This is a genomic window from Candidatus Kryptoniota bacterium, assembly GCA_036567965.1.
In the GTDB taxonomy this organism is placed as follows: Bacteria; Bacteroidota; Ignavibacteria; order Kryptoniales; family JAKASW01; genus JAKASW01.
In genome coordinates this window covers 60446-81011 of record DATCTN010000027.1, presented here as the reverse complement: position 1 = coordinate 81011, position 20566 = coordinate 60446, and the positions used below count along the sequence as shown (strand labels likewise).

The 20566-nt window shown below is 51.5% G+C and carries 19 protein-coding genes; 8 read left to right on the top strand and 11 right to left on the bottom strand.

All coding sequences use genetic code 11. The annotated features are described in order from the left end of the window. Positions 1-3: 3 nt before the first annotated feature. From VIS48_12740 to VIS48_12730, 3 genes are all read right to left on the bottom strand, one after another. On the bottom strand, positions 4-753 hold the full coding sequence (locus tag VIS48_12740; protein HEY9167016.1) for an SDR family oxidoreductase: 750 nt from the start codon (positions 751-753) through the stop codon (positions 4-6). Then, positions 743-1234, bottom strand: a complete 492-nt coding sequence (locus VIS48_12735; GenBank protein ID HEY9167015.1) for a GAF domain-containing protein — start codon at positions 1232-1234, stop codon at positions 743-745. The genes VIS48_12740 and VIS48_12735 overlap by 11 nt, the downstream gene beginning before the upstream one ends. A gap of 125 nt (positions 1235-1359) precedes the next feature. Then, a complete protein-coding gene (locus VIS48_12730; GenBank protein ID HEY9167014.1) occupies positions 1360-2472 on the bottom strand; it encodes an aminomethyltransferase family protein in 1113 nt (370 codons plus the stop codon). Positions 2473-2847: 375 nt separating this feature from the next. On the opposite strand from VIS48_12730, the gene VIS48_12725 reads away from it, so the two are divergent. The 7 genes from VIS48_12725 (at position 2848) to VIS48_12695 (ending at position 10007) form a co-directional block, all read left to right on the top strand. Continuing rightward, a complete protein-coding gene (locus tag VIS48_12725) occupies positions 2848-3144 on the top strand; it encodes a hypothetical protein (GenBank protein ID HEY9167013.1) in 297 nt (98 codons plus the stop codon). Positions 3145-3193: 49 nt separating this feature from the next. After that, complete coding sequence (locus tag VIS48_12720; protein HEY9167012.1) at positions 3194-4168, top strand: hypothetical protein; 975 nt, start codon at positions 3194-3196, stop codon at positions 4166-4168. Next, entirely contained in the window at positions 4168-4812 is a 645-nt protein-coding gene (gene qrcA, locus VIS48_12715; GenBank protein ID HEY9167011.1) for a menaquinone reductase multiheme cytochrome c subunit QrcA, read from the top strand. Before VIS48_12720 ends, qrcA begins: the two co-directional genes overlap by 1 nt. A gap of 9 nt (positions 4813-4821) precedes the next feature. Further along, positions 4822-7035, top strand: coding sequence for a hypothetical protein (locus tag VIS48_12710; GenBank protein ID HEY9167010.1), 2214 nt, complete (start codon positions 4822-4824; stop codon positions 7033-7035). Between the two features lie 59 nt (positions 7036-7094). Beyond that, positions 7095-7826: a 4Fe-4S dicluster domain-containing protein gene (locus VIS48_12705; GenBank protein HEY9167009.1), complete on the top strand. Its 732-nt coding sequence runs from the start codon at positions 7095-7097 to the stop codon at positions 7824-7826. After that, positions 7819-9045, top strand: a complete 1227-nt coding sequence (gene nrfD, locus VIS48_12700; GenBank protein ID HEY9167008.1) for an NrfD/PsrC family molybdoenzyme membrane anchor subunit — start codon at positions 7819-7821, stop codon at positions 9043-9045. Before VIS48_12705 ends, nrfD begins: the two co-directional genes overlap by 8 nt. Positions 9046-9164: 119 nt before the next feature. Next, on the top strand, positions 9165-10007 hold the full coding sequence (locus VIS48_12695) for a glycine cleavage system protein H (protein HEY9167007.1): 843 nt from the start codon (positions 9165-9167) through the stop codon (positions 10005-10007). Positions 10008-10026: 19 nt separating this feature from the next. Here the strand turns inward: VIS48_12695 and VIS48_12690 are convergent, their stop codons facing one another. From VIS48_12690 to VIS48_12680, 3 genes are read right to left on the bottom strand one after another with little or no spacing between them, the layout of a single operon-like run. Next, the gene (locus tag VIS48_12690) at positions 10027-11385 is read right to left on the bottom strand and encodes a sigma-54 dependent transcriptional regulator (GenBank protein HEY9167006.1); all 1359 of its coding nucleotides are present in this window, start codon (positions 11383-11385) and stop codon (positions 10027-10029) included. 1 nt (position 11386) lies between these two features. After that, positions 11387-11989, bottom strand: coding sequence for an archaemetzincin family Zn-dependent metalloprotease (locus VIS48_12685; protein ID HEY9167005.1), 603 nt, complete (start codon positions 11987-11989; stop codon positions 11387-11389). A gap of 6 nt (positions 11990-11995) precedes the next feature. Further along, positions 11996-13702, bottom strand: coding sequence for an ATP-binding protein (locus VIS48_12680; GenBank protein HEY9167004.1), 1707 nt, complete (start codon positions 13700-13702; stop codon positions 11996-11998). 421 nt (positions 13703-14123) lie between these two features. Between VIS48_12680 and VIS48_12675 the strand changes: the two genes are divergently transcribed. Then, complete coding sequence (locus VIS48_12675) at positions 14124-14429, top strand: hypothetical protein (GenBank protein ID HEY9167003.1); 306 nt, start codon at positions 14124-14126, stop codon at positions 14427-14429. A gap of 57 nt (positions 14430-14486) precedes the next feature. Here the strand turns inward: VIS48_12675 and hemL are convergent, their stop codons facing one another. From hemL to hemH, 5 genes are all read right to left on the bottom strand, one after another. Beyond that, positions 14487-15785: a glutamate-1-semialdehyde 2,1-aminomutase gene (hemL, locus tag VIS48_12670; protein ID HEY9167002.1), complete on the bottom strand. Its 1299-nt coding sequence runs from the start codon at positions 15783-15785 to the stop codon at positions 14487-14489. Positions 15786-15982: 197 nt separating this feature from the next. Beyond that, on the bottom strand, positions 15983-17002 hold the full coding sequence (locus tag VIS48_12665) for an NAD-dependent epimerase/dehydratase family protein (GenBank protein HEY9167001.1): 1020 nt from the start codon (positions 17000-17002) through the stop codon (positions 15983-15985). A gap of 80 nt (positions 17003-17082) precedes the next feature. Further along, the gene (gene hemB, locus VIS48_12660) at positions 17083-18096 is read right to left on the bottom strand and encodes a porphobilinogen synthase (protein HEY9167000.1); all 1014 of its coding nucleotides are present in this window, start codon (positions 18094-18096) and stop codon (positions 17083-17085) included. A 114-nt stretch (positions 18097-18210) separates the two neighbouring features. Further along, positions 18211-19563, bottom strand: coding sequence for a protoporphyrinogen oxidase (gene hemG / locus VIS48_12655; GenBank protein HEY9166999.1), 1353 nt, complete (start codon positions 19561-19563; stop codon positions 18211-18213). Further along, positions 19560-20537 carry a ferrochelatase gene (gene hemH, locus VIS48_12650; GenBank protein HEY9166998.1) on the bottom strand — a complete coding sequence of 326 codons (978 nt, stop codon included), beginning with the start codon at positions 20535-20537 and terminating at the stop codon, positions 19560-19562. Before hemH ends, hemG begins: the two co-directional genes overlap by 4 nt. Positions 20538-20566 lie beyond the last annotated feature (29 nt).

Genomic DNA, 20566 nt, shown 5'->3' with positions numbered 1-20566 from the left:
TTTTCACAGCACGGCTCTCCCGCCATCAATGGAGATTACCTGCCCTGTAACGTAGTCGGCATTCGCCAGATAAACGAGGACAGAAGTTATATCCTTGACCGTGCCATATCTCTTGAGCGGAATCTTGCTTTCTTCGATGTGTCGGATTTCTTTGGACTCTTCGCCGGGAATTATAATAGTGCCAGGGGCAATCGCGTTTACCGTAATCTTAGGAGCGAGAGCTTTCGAGAGCGCCTTTGTCAACATCACAACTCCGGCTTTCGCTACGTTATACGGGATATGCTCTGGCCAGGCCTGGAATCCACCCAGTGATGCGAAGTTGATTATCTTTCCGCCGCGTTCTTCCATATATCTTGCGGCGGCGCGCGCGCAGTAAAACTGTCCGGTCAGATTCGTCGTTATTACGAAGTCCCAGAGATCATCCGTGATCTCAAGAAATTTTTTGGGAGGCGCGAACACGGCAGCGTTGTTGACAAGGAGGTCGAGTCGCCCGAACCGCTCGTACGACTGCTCGAACATCGCGTCAACTTCTTTCGAGTCTGAAATATCCGCCTTTATCGGGACCGCCTCAGCCCCGAGCGACTCGATGTCACGCGCGCACTGCATGGCTTCCTTCCTGGAATGCGCGTAATTGACAACTATGTCCCATCCGTCCCTCGCAAGGGCTAATGCGGACTGTCGTCCCAATCTTCTCCCGCTACCCGTGATGAGAGCGACCCTACGCCCCCCGGGCACCTTACGCTTAACTGCCATCAATTACCTTTGCCACAAGCTCCGCTATTGTTTCCAGATTTTCAGCATCTACCGGGTCGAACGAATCATAAGTCGAACTATCTATGTCGAGAACGCCGATTGTTTTCCCGTCCTTCAAGATCGGAACGACTATCTCGCTCTTCGAATCCGGGTCACAGAAAATGTGCCCCGGAAAATCATTTACGTTCGGGACGATCAGAGTTTCCCCGCGCGAGGCGGATGTCCCGCACACACCGTGACCCAGTTTTATTCTTGTACATGCGACTTTTCCCTGGAACGGTCCGACTACCAATTCACCGTCTCGTAGAATATAGAAGCCGACCCACGAGGCGTAGGGGAGCGACTGTTTAAGCGCGGCCGATAGGTTGGCAAGATTCGCCGTCGAGTCTGCCTCGCCTTCGACGAGCGATTTCAACTGGGGAAGGAGTTCATGATACATCGCTGCTTTGTCGAGCCCGGACGATACTTTCAGCTGTTCCATCTTCTATTTGAAATCTCTCCCTGACCGCGGATTGGAAACAATATCAAATCTTCTTGAGCTGTTCCGGACGTAAATTTTCAATTTCCGAAAACCGGCTTTGGACGAAGTTTCGATTAATCTGGACATCAAATTGCAAACGGGAGTGTCGACAAGACGGCTTCAACATCCTTCCCGCCGATTTTCACCGAGTACCGTGAACCGGGAATCACCTGTTGCATTGAGACATAAGCCAGGGCAATTTCCTTACCGGTTCCCGGAGATCTGGCTGAGCTGGTAATAATTCCGATCTCTGATTCCATGCCCGAAGTATTGACGTGCGGTTCGTAGACCTTCGAGCCGCGCGGCATATTCGACGTCGAGACGAGACCGACCAGCCTCTTCCTGACTTTATCGTATGTCTGGAGTCGAGCGATGACTTCCTGTCCGACATAACATCCTTTGTTGTCACTCACAGCGTCGAGCAGGTTCACTTCAAGTGGATTATGTTCCTCGTTGAGCTCATACGGATAGAACGGGGTTCCGTTTTCGATCCTCAGAATCTCAAATGTTTCCAGTCCTGCAGGAGCGGCGCCGAACGATTTCGAGTTCTCCACGAACGAAGTCCACACTTTGCCGATGTCATCCGGATTCACAAGAATGATGTAGCCGTTTCCCATCGCGAGGTTGGTCCTCGAAAGCAGGACTTCATGCGTGCCGAGAAAAGTTCTGATGAAATTGTGGCGCGGCATCTTGCTCACATCGAGAAACTGTTTGTAGCTGGAATGCGCGAGATGCGTAAGAAAATTCGCCGCTTCAACTCCACCCACGAACAGCATCGGGAAATAATGCGTGACATCCTCGACCTTCACGTCTTCCGAGATGATGAATTTCTCGATCCACTTCCTGACGTTCTCCGAATTCGAAGGACTTGTGAGAAGAAGAAGGCTCCCCTGCTGAGCATAGACAGTGCAGAGATCCACGATGCGCCCCTTCTCTGTCGCAAGAAAAGTTGGTTTGCCCATTCCCGGGCGGAGACCCATCAGGTCGTTCGTCGAGATCCTGTTCAGGAGATCGAGTGAATCCTTTCCCGTAAGCCGCAGTTTTCCGAAATGGGAAATGCCGAAGAATGCCGCGTGATGATGCGCGGTTTCGTATTCCTGCTCTACGCTTGTGTATTTCTCGGGAAGAGTTACTCCGTCGGCCTGTACCAGACGAGCTCCCAGAGATGCATGTATATCAGACAGTGTGTTTTGACCCATCCATAACTCCAATAATCACGGATAAATATATTATCACCTGAATTTCGAATCAATGAAGACGCGATGGCCTACCTTTGCGGTATCCTTGCCGGATCCGTCGACCTCATTGTGTGGCGTTTTCCAACTCGCCCGTCCGATTATCCCACATGAACACCATTCATCCAGACAAAAGACGGTGAGGCATGAATCTTTTATTCTCCCTATCCATCGAGACTTGCGCGTGAATTTATCAGATGCCACACCTTACGGCACATCAATTGAGCTAGAATATCAGGCCGGCGTGAAATAACGCAGGCAAAACAAGCGAGTCAAGCCCGGAAGATTCTCGCAGCAATGCTTCACCGGCAGAGTCTTTCAAATCAAAGGAGGTTCAACGTGTCCAGCTACGATCAAGTGTTCTGGTTAAACGTAACCAATCTTGTCCTCGGGTTGATTACACTGGCGTGCGTGTTAATAATCGGATATGCGGCGATCAGGGAATTACGACAGCGGGCAAGCAGCAAGGCAACTGCCGAATCGGATGACCACGCCTTCTCCGCAGACGGACTCGGAGTCACAATGGCGGACGGAGGGAGAAAGTTCAAAGCCGACGAGATGATTACGGTAATTGATGACAGCGAAGTCAATACCGCTAGAGGTAAGGCGGCACACGAGAAGCATCCGGCAGATTGAAGAACGTCATGAAGAAGAAGAGACCACATGAGTTCCCCGAGGAGGCGGCATGAGGTGTCCATTCCTGAGGGAAGCTCAGGTGAAGTTCTGCTGCGCATCCGAATACAGGAAGATGATTGTGCGCGGCCAAACCGATCCGGGGAACGAAAGATGTTCCTCGCCCGCGTTCATCACATGCCCGGCTTCTAAACAACATCAGGAAGAAAAGCCGCCTGGATCACGCTGCCCATTTCTCCAGGAATCGCTCGCTCAATACTGCTCGGCTGCGTCCGTCGTGAAGTTCGTTCCATATTCGGATCCGGCCGTTTCCCGATGCGGCACGTCAAGCCACAACTATTGCGAGCTTTTCCTGACAATTTCCAATCCGAATCGTATTCTATCGCACGACGCCGCGCTTCCATCGCTCGACCCGGACGATGCAGAAAACAGCGTGTGGCTGGTGGACGGCATCCAGACCACAGGTTGGCATTACTACTCACCGAACCATATGTGGGCCGACATAAACGAAGAGGGAACTTGTCACGTCGGTGTAGACGCCTTCCTCGCGAAAGTATTAGGGAGCATAGAGCGGCTGTCCTTCACGACTGAGCCGGGCGACCATTATCCCGGTGCGGTTGTTACTTCGAATGGAATCGACTTCCCGATGGTATTTCCCAACAGGATGAATATCGTCACCACGAATTCATATCTTCGTGCTGAACCGTCGCGCGTGGTGACCGATCCTTACACCTTCGGATGGCTGTTCGAAGGAACCGAGCTCGCCCGGGACAAAGGACAGGAAGAATCTCCCACCAGGGCCGGCCTTATACACGGGAAATTAGCGCGTGAGTGGATGCGTGCTGATTCCCTGCGCATTGCAGAATTCGCCAGAAAGAGAAGCAGTCTGGGAAGCGACAACAACAGTTCGTTGATGACAGACGGCGGAGTCTTCGGCGGGGACACGATGAAACATCTGGACGAAGCGCAAGCTCTCCTTCTTTATAGCGAATTTTTTTCACCGAACATTAAATGGGAAAATAGATAATGTCGAAGAACATCCCTTTGGTTTCTTCTCCCGGGAAAGGCGGATTAAACCCGGAGTCCGGAAGCCGCGGCAAAATTCTTTTCATGGTCGGTGTCGCCTGCGCCTTGTCCTTCGGCTGGGTAACTTTCCCATATTTGATTTACAGGGAAGTTAAACAACCGCTTCAGTTCAGCCATCGAGTCCACACGGGCGATAACGTAGCACTGAAATGCGAGGATTGTCATGCCTACGACGCTGACGGAAGATTCGCCGGCATACCTGCGACGGATAAATGCCTGAAGTGTCATTCTCACCCTCAGGGCGTGTCGCCCGAGGACCGAAAGCTGGACGATATATACATCTGGAAAGGTCGCGCGATCCCTTGGGTGATTTATTCGCGCCAGCCCGAAAACGTGCATTTCTCCCACGCGACACATACAAAGCTGGCGGGTATAAAATGTCAGACCTGTCACTTCGGTCATTCGAGCACGAATGAATTGAGACCGGCGCGATTCAGCCGGCTCAGCGGCTACAGCCTGGATGTCTTCGGGCAGAATTTTCTTAACGCACCATATACTCCTTCACACGGAATGAGGATGGACGACTGTTCGAACTGTCATAAAGCGCGCGGCGTCAAAGACAGCTGCATCGACTGCCATAAGTAGGAGACACAGATGAGCAATGGATTTACGCGAAGAGATTGGCTGAAGCTTATCGGCGGTTCGGCAGTCGGATTGATGTTCACTCCGATTCCCTGGAAAGTGCTTGACGATTCCGCGAAGTGGACCCAGAACTGGTCATGGACTCCCACACCGCCTAACGGAAGAATAAACTTCAGGTTTACCACATGCACACTATGTCCCGCAGCGTGTGGATTGCGCGCGCGCTGCGTCGAAGATCAACCTGTCAGTCTGTCCGGGATTCCGCGGCACCCTCTAAGCCGCGGCTCGCTGTGCCCGATAGGGCTCGGAGGCCACCTCCTTCCGTTCCACCCGTCGAGACTCCGTCAGCCGTTCAGACGAATCATGGAGAACGGTGAAGCAAGAACGGCTCCGTTGACTATCGACGAATCTGTTTCAGAGATCTCAAATGCGATTCTTAGTTCCAGGAGAACCGGCGGTTCGATCGCAATTCTCGACATGCGGCCGCAAAGGACAATTTCATACGCCTACAGGAATTTTCTTTCGAAATTCTCGAACGGTGTGTATGTCGTCCCCGACCAGCATGAAGGTGTTCCTGTGCGTGTTGTCGATAGCATCCTTGGCCACGGTCGTCACGAGTACGGAATTGATACGAGAAACGTGAGAACGATCATCAGCTTCCGCACGCCGGTGCTCGATGGCTGGGGGACGGCCGGACAATCTTCAGAATTAACTCGAAGACATGCGGCGGGAAGTAAGAATCCGTTGAGAGTGATACAGGTCGAGTCGACCAGGTCACGGAGTGCTGAGCTCGCAGACGAATGGGTAGCAGTCAAGCCCGGGATGGAAGCCATCTTCGCGATCGGTTTGATGCACATAATGAAGGAAGAGAAACTTTGCGACTTTAAACCACTGGGAAGTGTGAGTCGAGATCGTCGCACCACATCGGGGTCGCCATTTGTAGACACGATTGATCGATATACACCTGATGAGGTTGCCGGCGCGACGGGTGTCTCCGGCGGGAAGATTATTGAAGTCGCGAGAGAACTTGCGAAGAACAAGCCGTCTCTCGTCCTTTTCAGCGGCGATCCTGGAGGAGGACCGTTTGGAGAAGCAGAGGAATTGGTTTTCATGAGTTTGAATTTGCTCCTCGGCTCTGTCGGAGACAATAAACCGATCATCCCAAGAAATAATGTTCCCGTCCCCGCCATGTGGAAAAAGGAACTGGCAGCGGAGACTTTACTCTCCAAGATTCCAGATCATTCTATAAAGATTCTAGTTATGGACGGCTCCGAGTCGGGGTACGCTATACCCTGGCCACTGATCCGACAGAAACTCCAGACGACCGGACCGGTCGTGGTCAGTCTTTCCCCCCATCTTGCCGGAGCAGCGATTCACGCGGATTACCTAATTCCATCGCCGGCAAACATGGAAACGCATTCCGATTCGCCGACTCCGGCAGGATTTCCTTATTCATCGTACAGCTTGTCTATCCCGATCTTGACGCCGCCTGAAAAGGCGATTCACCCTCTCGAATTCTTGAAGCGTATAGCCGGAGTCACCATTCCAATAACGGACGAACTGATGGTAAATAGCTCGATGGCTGTACTGCTGAAAGAACGCGCCGATAATATTTTTAAGCTGAAAGCCGGCAACGTGTTCGACGCCTCCTCAGGTAAGAACATCGAGCTCGGCGCTTTTGCTTCTTCTGAAAAGTTCATGAGTGTTCTAGCAAATGGGGGCTGTTGGATAAATGAAGAGCAGCCTAAATACTCTCAGCTGCACCAGGGCAATCCGGGCAGTACCATGAAGGATCCGGAGGCAGAGTTGAAGAGGCTCGTCGATGAGATGAATGACACTAAGTCTGACCGATCATTAATACTCCTGCCTTGCGGCTCGAAAGGAGCCGGTTCATTCGGTCAATCTCATCCTCTCATGAGTAAGATATTCAAAGAATCGGACCTGAGAATGATTAACAGAGTCGCCTCGGTAAACCCTCGGACCGGCATAGAGAAAAGCTTGGCCGAAGGCGGGAATGCTACAATCACGACTCAAACCGGAAAGATCGATGTAATAGTTTTGTTCGACGAATCCATCATGCCAGGGATAATTCAGGCCGCGGTGGGACCTGGCCCGGGCAGCTTCACGCGCATCGAAGGACAACCGGAACAAGGAATCCTTGACATCTGCAAAATAGAAAGTGATTCGACATGGAAAACGACAAGAGCGGAAATAACCCCGTCGTAACATATGAAAATCAAAAAGCACGAGGTAAAGTCTTCACAAATAGAAAATCCCGATACGGGATGGTCATCGACGTGGACCTGTGCACTGGCTGCGGTGCGTGCATGGTCGCGTGCTCAGTGGAGAACAACGTCGCACCTGGTCCCATCAGCTCGAACGAGCGTACCGGCATAACTCCGATCAGGGTTTACAGGGCGAACAACGGTTTGCCATATCCTGACACACAATCCGTTTTCTTCCCGATATCGTGCCAGCAATGCGAACACCACACACCATGCGTGTCGGTCTGCCCGCAGAAAGCGGTTGAGGTCGACGAGGCGACAGGGATCGTCGGACAGATTCCGGTGAGATGCCTGGGCTGCCGTTACTGCATGACGGCATGTCCATATCATGCGCGGTTTTTCAACTGGTGGGATCCGACATGGCCTGGAGAAACGGTGAAGACGTTGAATCCAGATGTTTCCCCGCGAATGAGAGGCGTCGTGGAGAAATGCAACTTCTGTTTCCATCGTTTGCAAGCAGCGCGGGAGAAGGCGGCAGTTGAGGGAAAATCGGAAATAGATCCGCGGGACTATGTGCCGGCTTGTGTCGAAGCATGTCCGGTGGGCGCAATAACGTTCGGCGATCTCCTGGACGAAAGTTCTGAGGCGGCGAAGATATCACAGGATCGGAATAGTTTCAGGCTTCTGGAAAACCTGGGAACCGGCCCAAAGGTTTATTTTCACTCAGAGAGAGAATGGGTTCGAAAGTTCGGCAAAAGCGGACTTGTGAGGAAGGACAGCGAAAATGGATAGCTCACTTGTCGCTCGCGGTCTCGATCGCGCTCCCTTCCGGAAATTTGTTTACTGGATAATCCCATGGACAATGCTGCTTGCCCTCGGGATGTACGCAATATACTTATGCCTCGCGAAGGGACTCAACCAAACGAACATGGACAATCGATTTGCGTTCGGTCTCTGGATCTTTCTCGATCTTTCGGTAATCGCTCTCGGCGCCGGCGCGTTCTTCACCGGTTTTCTTTTGTACATCCTGAGGAAACATCAGCTGAGGGCGGTCATAAACAGCGCGGTGGTCCTTGGACTCATCTGCTATAGCGGCGCCGTGCTCATTCTCGGTGTCGATGTCGGCCAACCTCTGCGAGCATGGTTCACGTTCTGGCATCCAAATGTCCATTCGATGCTTACCGAAGTGACATTCTGCATAACCTGCTATCTTACGGTGCTCGTGATCGAATATGCGCCTCTCGTTTTCAAGAACAGGAAACTGAAAGAGATCCCTTCGTTCCTGGTTTTTGAATTCGAGCTTCATAAGGTCATGCCTGTGTTTGCAGGCGTCGGTACATTTCTATCTTTCTTCCACCAGGGTTCGCTCGGTGGACTGTACGGCGTTTTGCAAGGTCGCCCCTTTGCGTTCAGAGAGAGCATTGCGATCTGGCCCACGACGTTTTTTCTGTTTATCATTTCAGCGGCAGCAGCCGGACCAAGCTTCATTCTCCTGACAACATGGATCGTGTCAAAGCTCAGCGGGAAACGGCTTGTCACAGAGGAAGTGTTCCGCCTGCTCGCCAGGATATCAGGAGGAATACTTCTTTTCTATGTTCTCCTGAAATCTATGGACACCCTTTTCTGGATAAACGGCACCGCGCCCGCGCTCGGATTGTCCGCGATCGGTTTCTTTGAACGGAAGCCGTTCAGCATCTGGATATTGTTCACGGAGATAATCGCATTCGGTTTCGTTCCGTCGATTCTCTTCCTCACCGGCAACAAGCGACTTGATGTAAGGTGGCTCGTATTCGGATCGATTCTCGTCTGCTGCGGAATTCTGGTGAACAGGTTTGTCATGACGATACAGACTCTAGCAGTCCCGACACTTCCTTTCGACAAGTTCATGCTTTATTCCCCCAGCTGGCAGGAAGTGGCCACATTTCTATTCGTTGTTGCGTACGGTGTCCTCGTCTATTCATTTTCATTCAGGTACCTGAGATTATTTCCGGAGGAGACGAAACTGAACTGATGAGATCTCAAAATTCAAAAAACAGAAGTCAGAGATACAGGTCAAAAGCAAAGGTGTTTACGGAGTGAACGCAAGATAGAAGATGTCATTTCCTAATAACAAATCACATCGAGGGTAAAATGTTTCCGTGGGTTTACGGATTTACGTGGGACGCAGGCAACATAATTTTCCTTTCAATATTCTTTTCGGTGGTAATAGTAATTCTCACCGCTCTCGCCACGGCAAGCATATGCGCATCGCGCAAAATGACCGCCAGACAGGTCGACGAGCTGAAGTGGCACGACGAATTCAATGACCTTTCAGATCGCGCCAGGATCTGCAGGCACGTGTTGACGGGAGAAATAACAAACAGGAAATGCCCAAACGGTTTCGACTGTCGCGTTTGCGATCTGCATCCGTCGCTCGCCGCTGAAAGAGCTGTCAGTCACGCGTCGATAACCGGGGTCGGTCCGGGCGAGTCCAAAATATTCGGGTTGAATATGCCTCAAGACAGGATGTATCACCGGGGGCATGCGTGGGTGAAATGTGAATCTGACGGTATGCTATCTGTCGGTCTCGACGACTTTGGAAAGAAGATTCTCGGTAATCCCGACAGTGTAGAGCTTCCCGAAATAGGCACCGAGCTGGAAGTGAACGGAACGGGCTGGCATTTAGAGAAAGCCGGGGCAAGGATACGAATCCTTTCACCGGTGGATGGAAAAGTCGTGGCGACGGGCGGGGACGAAGATAGCTACTACCTTAAAGTGAAGCCCGACGGCATCGCCGATCTTCGTCATCTTCTCAAGGGATGTGAGATCAGGCCCTGGATCTTAAGAGAAATCGAGAGACTCGAGGCGGCTTTCGCAAATGAGAAGGTGGGATCAAGCCTTGCAGACGGAGGTGAACTTATGAACGATCTGCCTCGCGAATACCCCGGCATAAACTGGGACTCGGTGCTCGGGGAAATGTTTCTCGAACCGTAGACCAGATCGGCGGGCGGAACTACCTCTCTATCGCATATCTCTTGATCTTTTCGTAGAGAGTTGATCTATCGATGCAGAGAATGGATGCCGCCTCTTTTATGTTGCCTCCGGTTCGCCTGATCGTCGCCTCGATAACCTGTTTCTCCATTTCTTCGAGAGAGATATTATCCGGCGCCATCCACGAATGATTTCTTGATCCGTTTTCCTTCATGAACTCGAAATCTTCTTCGGTCAAAAGCCGGTTCCTGCTGGTGACGATCGCGCGCTCGATCGAGTTCTCAAGTTCCCTGACATTTCCGGGCCAGTTGTAATCCATTAGAACTTTCAGACCGGATTCAGAGATGTCATCGATTTCCTTCCCTAGTTCGTGCGATATCCTCTCCGCGAAACTCCGGGCGAGGAGGGGTATGTCTTCACGTCTGGATCTGAGAGGCGGGATTTGAATGTTGATGACATTGAGACGATAGTACAGATCGTCGCGGAAATTCCCCGACCTGACCGCCTCATCGAGGTCAAGATTTGTCGCAGCGATCACTCTTACGTCCACGTTGAGTTCTTCAGTCCCTCCGACGCGATAAAAGCACTTTTCCTGGAGCACGCGAAGGAGATCGAGCTGCAGTTTCGGCGAGACGTCTCCAATCTCGTCGAGGAAAATTGTGCCGCCGTCAGCGAGCTCGAATTTTCCTTTCTTCTGTGACAATGCGCCTGTAAACGAACCCCTCTCGTGCCCGAACAGCTCCGATTCAAGAAGCGTCTCGGCGAGTGCTGCACATGAAACGCCAACGAATGGCTTCGAGGCCCGCTCACCGGAATAATGGATCGCACGCGCAACGAGCTCCTTCCCCGTTCCGCTTTCTCCCTGGATTAAGACGGTACTTCTCAGACTCGCGATTTCCTGAACGAGCTGGAAAATTTCTCTCATCCTTGAATTTTTACTTATTATGTCGTGGAAACTGTATTGACCCGTGAGTCTTTTGCGGAGAATCAAATTCTCTCGCTGAAGATTCTTGACTTTTATTATCCGTTCGACCAGGATGGAAATCTCTTTGGGGTTACACGGCTTGACAATATATTCCTGGGCACCTTCTTTCATGGCGAGTATTGCAGTATCTACCGTGGCATACGCCGTTATGATTATGATCGAAGCGTCGGGATGCATCTTCCTGATCTCCATCATGGTCTCGATACCATCGATACCGCCCGGCATTTTGAGATCTACGAAATAGATGGCATAATCTTTTTCATTAGACTTATCGATAGCTGCCTTACCTGACGCTGCGGAGTCGACACCGTAACCGTCTTCGCGGAGCCATGCGACCAGAGACTCTCTCATTACTTCTTCGTCATCCACAACCAGTATTTCCCATTGCGTTTTCATATCAAGACTCCAAATTCTCACGGTGATTTGTTTCCGCTCCAAGTAACGTCAAATTTTCCTGCAACTTGTTCCAGCAGTCCCGGCAAAAATCCTGAGATTTCATATCAAGCTCGAGTATTTCAGTGGCAAGCGACATGAGGCAGGACCGATTTCCACAGTGTACCAGACCGAGCGTGTGTCCGATCTCGTGCGCAATTTCCTTCCTTGCCCTTCTCGCCGTCAGATCTCTATCCGGTGGTAGCTCATAAAATTCCGGCGCGAGTCTAGCAAGCGATACGACGGCGACTCTCCCGTGGGCGAACACAGGATCGGTCGGTAAGGAAAGCTGCGCCTGACCATACACAAAAGTAAGCATGGGTATGTAAAGATCCAGTTCGGTCAGGCCAAGGTACCTAACGGCACGGTCATCGCGGCGTTCGGCGAGTTTACGGAGTATCAGAGTCGAGCTATATTGCTTCCTCTTTTCGTCGAGAGCAAATAAAGGATCAGGCATTGGGCTGCAAGACTCTACGTGCATTCCGAACATGCCGTTCAGGTATCGCTCTGCCATTGTGATCATATCTTTATTCACATTCCCTACCGGCACACAATAGATCGAACCCATGGATAGCTAAGCGGAGGTCCCATTGCCGCCGTTTGCATCAGAACTATTTCCGCTCTCCACAGCAGCTCGACGTACAGGCAATGTGACCTTGAAGACGGCCCCCTTTCCGACATCGCTTTTCACCTCGATGTCTCCGTTGTGAGCATCGACGATACCGTATACCACCGATAGTCCCAACCCGACGCCTTTTCCCTCGCCTTTCGTGGTAAAGAATGGATCGTAGATTTTCGGAAGTATTTCCTTCGGTATTCCTTCACCGTTGTCGGAAACCTCTAGCACTACCGAGTCTGCTTCCTCCCTCGTCGCCACGTTTACTTCGCCGACGCCTGTAGCGGCGCAGGCTTCCGCGGCGTTCATTATCAGATTGATTATTACCTGCTGCATTTGGGAAACGTCGCATTCAATTTTCGGAAGGTTATCCGCAAGACAAAGTGTCAGCTTGATGTTCCCCATCTCGAGGCGGTGACTGAGAAGTCGCATTGTGTTTCTAATGACGCCGTTCAGATCAACATTTGCGCTTTGCGGTTTCGATCTTCGAGAGAACGCCAGGAGATCGGTTACTATGCGCCCCACCCTCGCCGTTTCTCTTACAATCTCCCCCAGATATTTCCTGAACTCGTCGATGCGTTCCTTCGGTACGCCGTCATCCTTAAGTATCCTCTCGAGCAGCATCGCAAGATTGAGCACACCGGAAATCGGATTGTTAATTTCGTGAGCGACAGTCGCGGACAGCTGGCCGAGAGACGCCAGCCGATCGCTCTGGAGAAGTTTCTTGTGGGCGATCTCGAGCTGGCGGGTACGTTCGTCCACTTTCTTCTCCAGAATCTCGGCGGCATCGTTAAGGTCGCCCATCGCCTTGCCCAGCCGAGAGCTCATCAGATTGAACGAGCGCGCAAGTTCACCCAGCTCCACACTTGAATTGATCTCTATCTTCTGATCGAGCTGCATCTCGCTTACGGCATGCGTTCCTGCGATCAGTTTGTGAATCGGCCTATCGAGAAAACGTTTCGTGAAGAACACGATAAATAATCCAATGAAGAGAATCTGGATGGCCGCTACGACAAGTACTCCCGCCCGTGCCGCATCCATCTCGCTGTCGAGCGGTTTCAGGTCGAAGGCGACGTCGAGGACACCGAGCACACTAGTTGAGGCCGGATGAGCGTGACAAACGGCGTTGCTGCACGCAGGCTCGTTATAAATGGGGGTTACCAGTGCGAGCTGCCTCCCGTTCCCGGTTGAGGGCATGACTCGAGCCCTTGAGGAAGCATCGATGTTTACGAGCGGCTCGGTCGACGAATGACACATGGCGCATGCCTCAGCACCTTTATCAACCTGCTTCGAATCTTCGGGTTTGGTCGAGAACATGACCCGGCCTTCCCGGTTGAAGATACGTATCCTGATGATCCCCGGATTTGAGGCGATTGTCTGCATGACCTGGTACGACGAGCTCCTGTCATCAGCAAGCATCGCGTGCCATGTCGCACTCGTTATCCCACGCGACAGCTGATCCGCCCCGTTTATCATAGCCTGGAGGATCTGCCTTTCCTGGTTCTTCAGACTTATGTAACCGGAGACACCCTCGACGACGACGACAATTACCGTGAGCGACAGGATTATCTGGAGAGAAAGATGTCTGGGCATATTTGCATACCTAAGTTTGACCGGCGCTCCGTCCAGCTGAATCAGTTTCAGGAACTTAACGGCCCGCCTCACTCTGGTTTCAAGAGAAACCTAATTCATGGCCCTTCGCAATTCCATTCGATGAGGGCAAATAGCAGTCCGCTGACCGACACAAACTATGGAAGCTTGCTCAGACTTTCAATCCAGAGAAATTCCCGGACGCTGTCCAGCTAATTCAGAATGGATTCAATTATTCCAGAAAATATTTGAAGTAATCATCTAGGTCCTGATAAGTGGAATAATGATTTTATCAAGTCGGGATTATTTTCGTTACTAGTAGACTAATTCTGAAGTAATGCCACCGCTTCGCAGCCCAAGATTGCATTAGAAGTTAAGCTCAGACACTCCCAAATATCCCGATGACCCGAGATCTCGATTGCTGACAAAGCCCGTGAGATTCTCTGTTGAAATAAATCCCGGTTGGACTGTATATTAATGAAAAGGAAAAACAGAAATGGCAAGAGCAATCAAAACGAGACGCGTAGAAAAGCAGAAAAAGTCGAAGGTGTCGGGTGAGATGCCTCTGAAACCTATCAACTACAAGATAATCATCGGTGGTGCTCTCCTGATAATCGCAAGCTACGTCATCCTTGCCACGAATAATACGGTCTACGGATTCATTCCTCTGAACCTGGTTCCGATACTTCTTTTCATCGGTTACATTGTGGTGGTACCATTCGGAATCATGTACAGGGGAAGAAAAAAGCCGACTGTTACAACCGGGCCCGCGCAGAATCAGATTCCTCCCGCGGCAAAATGACTTTTATGGTCCCCTCAACGAGGATCATTCAGTTCAGCTACCCCCAGCTGCGAAATCTCATCGTAGGCTTTTCAGCGACTCGAAGTTCGCGCTCACTGTCCTCTTAATGTCAGATTCGGTATGTGCCGTCGAGATGAACGCGGCCTCGAATTGTGACGGCGGCAGGTAAATTCCTCTATTAAGCATCTCCCCGAAATATACGGCGTATTTTTCCGTGTCGCTTGTCAGTGCCGAACGGAAATCCTTTACCTCTTCACTCGTGAAGAACAACGTAAACATTGAGGCGAATCGATTGAAGCGGTAGTTCAAGCCAAGCTTTTTCAAATTTTCACGCACGCCATCTTCCAGGAGCTTTCCAGATCTCTCGAGCCGCTTATAGAGACCCTTTTGTCTCTCGAGGATCTTCAGCTGCGCGATGCCCGCAGCCATCGCGAGGGGATTTCCCGACAATGTTCCCGCCTGGTAAACAGGTCCGTCCGGCGAGATCATTCTCATGATGTCCTCCCTCCCGCCGTAAGCGCCGACGGGGAGTCCCGCGCCTATTATTTTTCCGAATGTGGTCAAGTCGGGTTTTATGCCGAAGACTTGTTGGGCTCCACCCGGTGCAAGCCTGAATCCGGTCATCACCTCGTCGAAGATCAGCAAGGCTCCGCTTTGATGCGCGATTTCCTGGAGTCTATTTAGAAAATTTTCTCTCGGAACGACTACACCCATATTCCCGACGACCGGCTCAACTATAACGGCGGCAATTTGATCTTTGTTGTTTCCAAAAACTCTCTCGACAGACTCGATATCGTTGAATTCGGCGACGAGCGTCATGGCAGCAAGCTCTCTCGGAACGCCGGGTGAATCGGGCGTTCCGAAAGTGGTCGCACCCGAGCCGGCTTTTATGAGGAAGCTGTCAAAGTGGCCGTGATAACATCCGGCAAACTTCACGATCTTCTCGCGGTTTGTGAATGCGCGTGCAAGCCTCACAGCGCTCATGGTCGCCTCTGTCCCGCTGTTGACCATCCTTACTACTTCCACCGAAGGCATCATCCTGCGGACAAGCTTTGCCATCTCGACCTCAAGCTTCGTCGGCGCGCCGAAACTCGTGCCGTCCGCCGCAGCCTTCCTGATAGCGGAGACTACGTCGGGGTGCGCGTGCCCGAGAATCATGGGTCCCCACGAGCCGACATAGTCTATGTATTTATTCCCGTCAACATCGAACAAATATTGTCCACGTGCCTTACTGATGAAAACCGGATCGCGCTTCACGGATTTGAAAGCTCTCACCGGTGAGTTTACACCGCCAGGAAGATATTTTTTTGCTTCCGCGAATAACTTACTGCTCTGTCTGGTGTTAAGTTTCTTCATCCTTCTTCCAATCCATAATGCATTCTTTGTAATATTGAGTTTGTCTAACCGCACGCCGCACGTTCAGATAATGCTCGCCGACTGTCTCTGATGAAAAGCAAGAGAGAGGGTCCGTATTAATCCGATACGATAAAGCGACCGCTCTTCCCTTCATGGATCGTCCGCCACTCATCGACAAAGACATTCCGATTTCGCGATCACATGAGTCCATTGTCCTCGTACCATTCATATGCTTTCTGAATCGCACGATCGATTGGATGCGGTTCAATTCCGAGTTCCCGTTTCGCTTTCGCGAATGAATAATAATGCGGAAGAGTCGCGCTCGCAACATGGGCTTTTGTTAGAACGGGAGGCTTTCCGGTTATCGCGGATAGTATTTCGAAAATCGATGCAGCACATCTCGCTGCCCATATCGGAATCCGCAAATTCGGCGGAGATGCATTCACGATTCCCGCGATCTTCGCGAACAGCTCTTTGAACGAGAGATTTTCTCCCCCGATAATATATCTTTCACCGCTTCGTCCCGATTTCAGCGCGGATATTTCACCTGAGACAACGTCATCGACATCGACGACGCACATTCCTCCCGGCACGTACGGCACAATCTTCTTATCCTTGAATAATTTGAGCAGAACCCCAAAATGAGAATACACGTCGCGCGGGCCTACGATCGAGGCGGGGTTTATTATAACTGCATCCAAGCCCGAGTCAACCGCCTTCCTTACTTCCATTTCGCCAAGATGCCTGCTGTCGGCATAAGCGATTCTGTACCGAAACTTATTGTATTCGGTCGATTCATCCGCCATCTCGACACCGGAGCGTGGAATCCCTATGGCCGCCACGGAACTTGTGTGTACCACCTTCTTGACGTTTGCTTTTCTTGCGGCCTGCATAACGTTCCGCGTCCCTTCAACGTTGATACGAAGCAACTCTTTACGTCTCCTGTTGTCGAAGCTGACCAACCCGGCTGTATGGAAGACGTAATCCGAACCTTCAATTAATTTCACGAGCGAGTCGGAATCCATGATGTCACCTCGAACCTTCTTTCCTCTGAAACCGTTCAGCCCGACGATGTCAGAGTTTCCGCGCACCATCGCAACGACGGTATAGCCGAGCTCTGAGAGTTTGTGACATAGATTTGACCCGACAAGCCCGTTAGCCCCCGTGACGAATGCGGTCTCCATCAGGTCACGCGAAATAATGATTTGGAACTGCAAGATACTTCATGGTACAGCGACAACGACACGATCCGAAGAGCAATCGCCCTATCAGCGAACGATTCCGCCGACAGCATCCGTTATTGTTTCTTTAAGAGTCTTGCCGCGTCGACGGCGTAATAAGTCAGGATCAGATCTGCGCCAGCCCTCTTTATCGCGGTTAATGTCTCCAACATGATGCGCTGTTCATCGAGCCAGCCATTTTTCGCCGCGGCTTTGATCATCGAGTACTCTCCGCTGACCTGGTAAGCGGCGGTGGGCATCCTGAATTCGTTCTTGACCCGGTAGATCACGTCGAGATACGCGAGTGCAGGTTTCACCATGACGATATCGGCACCCTCGTCGATGTCGAGCGCGACTTCGCGTACCGCCTCGTTGGAGTTGGCCGGATCCATCTGGTGACTTTTCCTGTCCCCGAACTTCGGAGTCGATTCCGCGGCCTCGCGGAACGGTCCGTAAAAGCCCGAGGCATACTTGGCGGCATAACTCATGATGGGTGTCGAGAGAAATCCGTTTTCGTCGAGAAGGGTTCGTATTGCTTCCACTCTTCCGTCCATCATGTCACTCGGCGCCACCATATCCGCTCCTGCCTGGACATGAGTTAACGATTCCTTTGCAAGGAGCTCGAGCGTCTCGTCATTCATTATCTCAACCTGACCCGGCGCGATCTCTTTCAATACGCCGCAATGACCATGCGAAGTGTACTCGCAGAGACAAACGTCGGTGATAATAAACAGCTCCGGTAGCTGCTTCTTCAGCTCTCTTATCGCCTGTTGCACAATCCCGTTTTCATCGTAAGCTTCTGAGCCGAATTCGTCTTTGTGCGAGGGGATACCGAAAAGAATAACAGATTTGACGCCCGACTTTACAACCTGGTCACACTCGCGGACGAGTTCGTCGACTGAGAGCTGGTAAACATTCGGCATGGACGAAATTTCGTGACGCACTTTCTTCCCCGGAACAACGAACATCGGGTAAATGAAATCGGACGGTTGAAGGACCGTCTCGCGTACCATCTCGCGAATCGACTCGGTCATCCTGAGACGGCGCATACGGACTGTAGGGAATCCGGTTTTCTTCTGATACTCTGTCATCGTGATCATTTTATCCAGCTCCAATCTTCGTGAGAGTTAGTCGCGAAAGCCTCGCTCGTTTATCAAATAGCCGCGGGAACCAGGAGATAGTTCTCGTCACATCATTCGCATTTTCTATTCCAGAATTTTCTCCGCAGTTCTCTTGCCGTTAGCAATACAATCGGCAACCGAGATACCATCCCGGTAGTTGCTGCAAATATAAAATCCCTTATAAACGCTTTCAACGTGTTTCACGGATTCAACTATAGAGAGATGACCGATGTTATATTGCGGGATGGCCTTTTCCCATCGGGTGACGGAATTGAATGTAGGTTCTCCGCTAATCATCATCAGTGAAGAATTTTCGCCGTGAGCAATGCCGGCGATCTCGTCAGCCGGAAGGCTTGCAAGCCCCGGCTGCCGCGACCCGCCGACGAAAGTGGTCAACTCAACCGAGCCTTCGGGAGCACGGTTTGGAAAAATACTGGAGCTCCAGATCGTCCCGAGAATTTTCCGCTTCTCAACTTCGGGTACGAGAAAGCCGAAACCGTTAAGATCCATTTCCACCTGGGAAAGCTTATATCCGAGAATTGCTACCGCGACAGGCGGATACTTTATTGAAGAGAGCTGTTCAGAAAGCTCCGGCAGCCACGAACGGATGATTTGGGCGGCGGAGTATGCCGGCGTGGAGAGAACTACGCTGTCGAAAACTTCGCCGGATGTTTTCCCCTTCTCCACGAAACCGAGTCTGTAGCAGGCTGACTCGAGCTTTACGCTGATGACCGGCGTGTTGAATAACACCGCATCGTCAAGTGATTTCGCGATAGTCGAGGGAAGTACGCCCATCCCGCTTTTGAAAGAAACAAGTTTCGCAGACACTTTGGCTTTGTCGGCGCGTTTTCTTCTCTCCCGCGCTCCCTGTAAAGTGCCTTTCAGCAAGCCGCCGTACTTTTCCTCGAGCGCGTAAAGTTTCGGAAATGCGGCTCTGACGCTGAGGTCGGACGGATTTCCCGCATAGACCCCCGCTACGAACGGATTGATGGCGTAGTCAAGAAATTCTCTTCCGAGCCTGCGCTTCACAAATTCTGCGATCGATTCTTCGCGCGTCGCGCGACCGATGAACGGTTCACCGAGTAGCCTGAACTTAGCGCGCGCCGACCACAACCGTGTCGAGATGAAAGATCCCGGTCCGCCCGGAAGCGCATGCAGTTCTCCGCCACGGACTATGTAGCGATACTTCGATCCATCGTTCGCGTAAACCTTCTCGTCTTTCATTCCGAGGTCCGCAAGCATCTCGTCGATGACGAAGTTCGTTTCCGAGGTGCTGCTCGGGCCACTCTCGACAAGAAACCCTTCTGTCATTCTGGTCCCTATGGTGCCGCCGGGAGTACCGTTCTTCTCGAAGACCATCACTTCGGCACCCGCGCGCTTCAAGAAGTGCGCGACGGAGAGCCCAGATATTCCTCCCCCTACAACCGCGACCCTCATGCCTTTTCAAACTCCGCCGCCCTGGCAAGGACCAGCCCTTTCAACGCCTCGATGAACTTCGGAGAATCGTTGAGTGCCGGCATCATCTCAAATTGTTCGATCCCTGCCTTCATCGCTTCACTCCTGAAAAGATGATTCACCTCATAAAGGGTTTCCGAATGCTCGCTGACAAAACTTATCGGGACGACGAGAAGATCCTTAACCCCCGCGGAAGCGAGACGCTTGATCTCGTCAAGAGTCGGCGGGCCAAGCCACTTCACAGGGCCGACACGGCTCTGGTAAGCAAGTGAATGAGGATTCGTGAACCGGTCTGAGACAAGTTCAACTGTCTCCACAATCTGATTCTGGTACGGATCGCCGCGGGTAATTATGCTCTCAGGGACACCATGAGCGCTGAAAAGTATATGTACATCACCTTTTAAAGTCGCGGGAAATTTTCTGAGCGCCTCTTCAATTCTTTCGACCACTGCCTCTATGTAGCCGGGATTGTCGTGATAACTGTCGATCTGCAAGACTTTCATCCTTCTTGCCGGATGTCGAGTGACTCGGTTCCATTCTTCAAAGCTCGACAACGTCGTTGTTCTCGAATAGTGAGGATAAAGCGGAAGGAGAATGACATCCTCGATATTGTCCTTCACAAGTGAGTCGTAGGCCTCTTCGATCGAAGGTTTGAAGTACCTCATGCCGACATAAACATTAACGTCTATGACTTCACGAAGCGACCTTTCAAGAGCGTGCGCCTGCCTCATCGTCAGTTCGTACTGCGGTGATTTTCCGCCCATGATGTCGTAATAGTAAGCCGTCTTGACAGCCCGGCGTCTCGCTATCATTCTGGCCAGCCATCTCCTTAAGAACCCGCGAAGCGGTATCTCGATGATGTATGGATCCATGAAAAGGTTGAACAGGAATTCCTCTATGTCGTCCCTTGAAAGTGGACCCCCTAAGTTGAATAATACCACGCCAATTTTGCTCACGGGGCATTCCTCGCTCGACGGGATGGGGT

Coding starts and splice junctions, on each gene's coding strand:
- hemG (HEY9166999.1), bottom strand. CDS start 19,563: ATGAGGGTCGCGGTTGTAGGGGGAGGAATATCTGGGCTCTCCGTCGCG.
- qrcA (HEY9167011.1), top strand. CDS start 4,168: ATGTCGAAGAACATCCCTTTGGTTTCTTCTCCCGGGAAAGGCGGATTA.
- hemL (HEY9167002.1), bottom strand. CDS start 15,785: ATGAAGAAACTTAACACCAGACAGAGCAGTAAGTTATTCGCGGAAGCA.
- nrfD (HEY9167008.1), top strand. CDS start 7,819: ATGGATAGCTCACTTGTCGCTCGCGGTCTCGATCGCGCTCCCTTCCGG.
- VIS48_12735 (HEY9167015.1), bottom strand. CDS start 1,234: ATGGAACAGCTGAAAGTATCGTCCGGGCTCGACAAAGCAGCGATGTAT.
- VIS48_12690 (HEY9167006.1), bottom strand. CDS start 11,385: ATGAAAACGCAATGGGAAATACTGGTTGTGGATGACGAAGAAGTAATG.
- hemB (HEY9167000.1), bottom strand. CDS start 18,096: ATGACAGAGTATCAGAAGAAAACCGGATTCCCTACAGTCCGTATGCGC.
- VIS48_12740 (HEY9167016.1), bottom strand. CDS start 753: ATGGCAGTTAAGCGTAAGGTGCCCGGGGGGCGTAGGGTCGCTCTCATC.
- VIS48_12705 (HEY9167009.1), top strand. CDS start 7,095: ATGGTCATCGACGTGGACCTGTGCACTGGCTGCGGTGCGTGCATGGTC.
- VIS48_12730 (HEY9167014.1), bottom strand. CDS start 2,472: ATGGGTCAAAACACACTGTCTGATATACATGCATCTCTGGGAGCTCGT.
- VIS48_12720 (HEY9167012.1), top strand. CDS start 3,194: ATGAGGTGTCCATTCCTGAGGGAAGCTCAGGTGAAGTTCTGCTGCGCA.
- VIS48_12685 (HEY9167005.1), bottom strand. CDS start 11,989: ATGGGTTCGATCTATTGTGTGCCGGTAGGGAATGTGAATAAAGATATG.
- VIS48_12675 (HEY9167003.1), top strand. CDS start 14,124: ATGGCAAGAGCAATCAAAACGAGACGCGTAGAAAAGCAGAAAAAGTCG.
- VIS48_12695 (HEY9167007.1), top strand. CDS start 9,165: ATGTTTCCGTGGGTTTACGGATTTACGTGGGACGCAGGCAACATAATT.
- VIS48_12710 (HEY9167010.1), top strand. CDS start 4,822: ATGAGCAATGGATTTACGCGAAGAGATTGGCTGAAGCTTATCGGCGGT.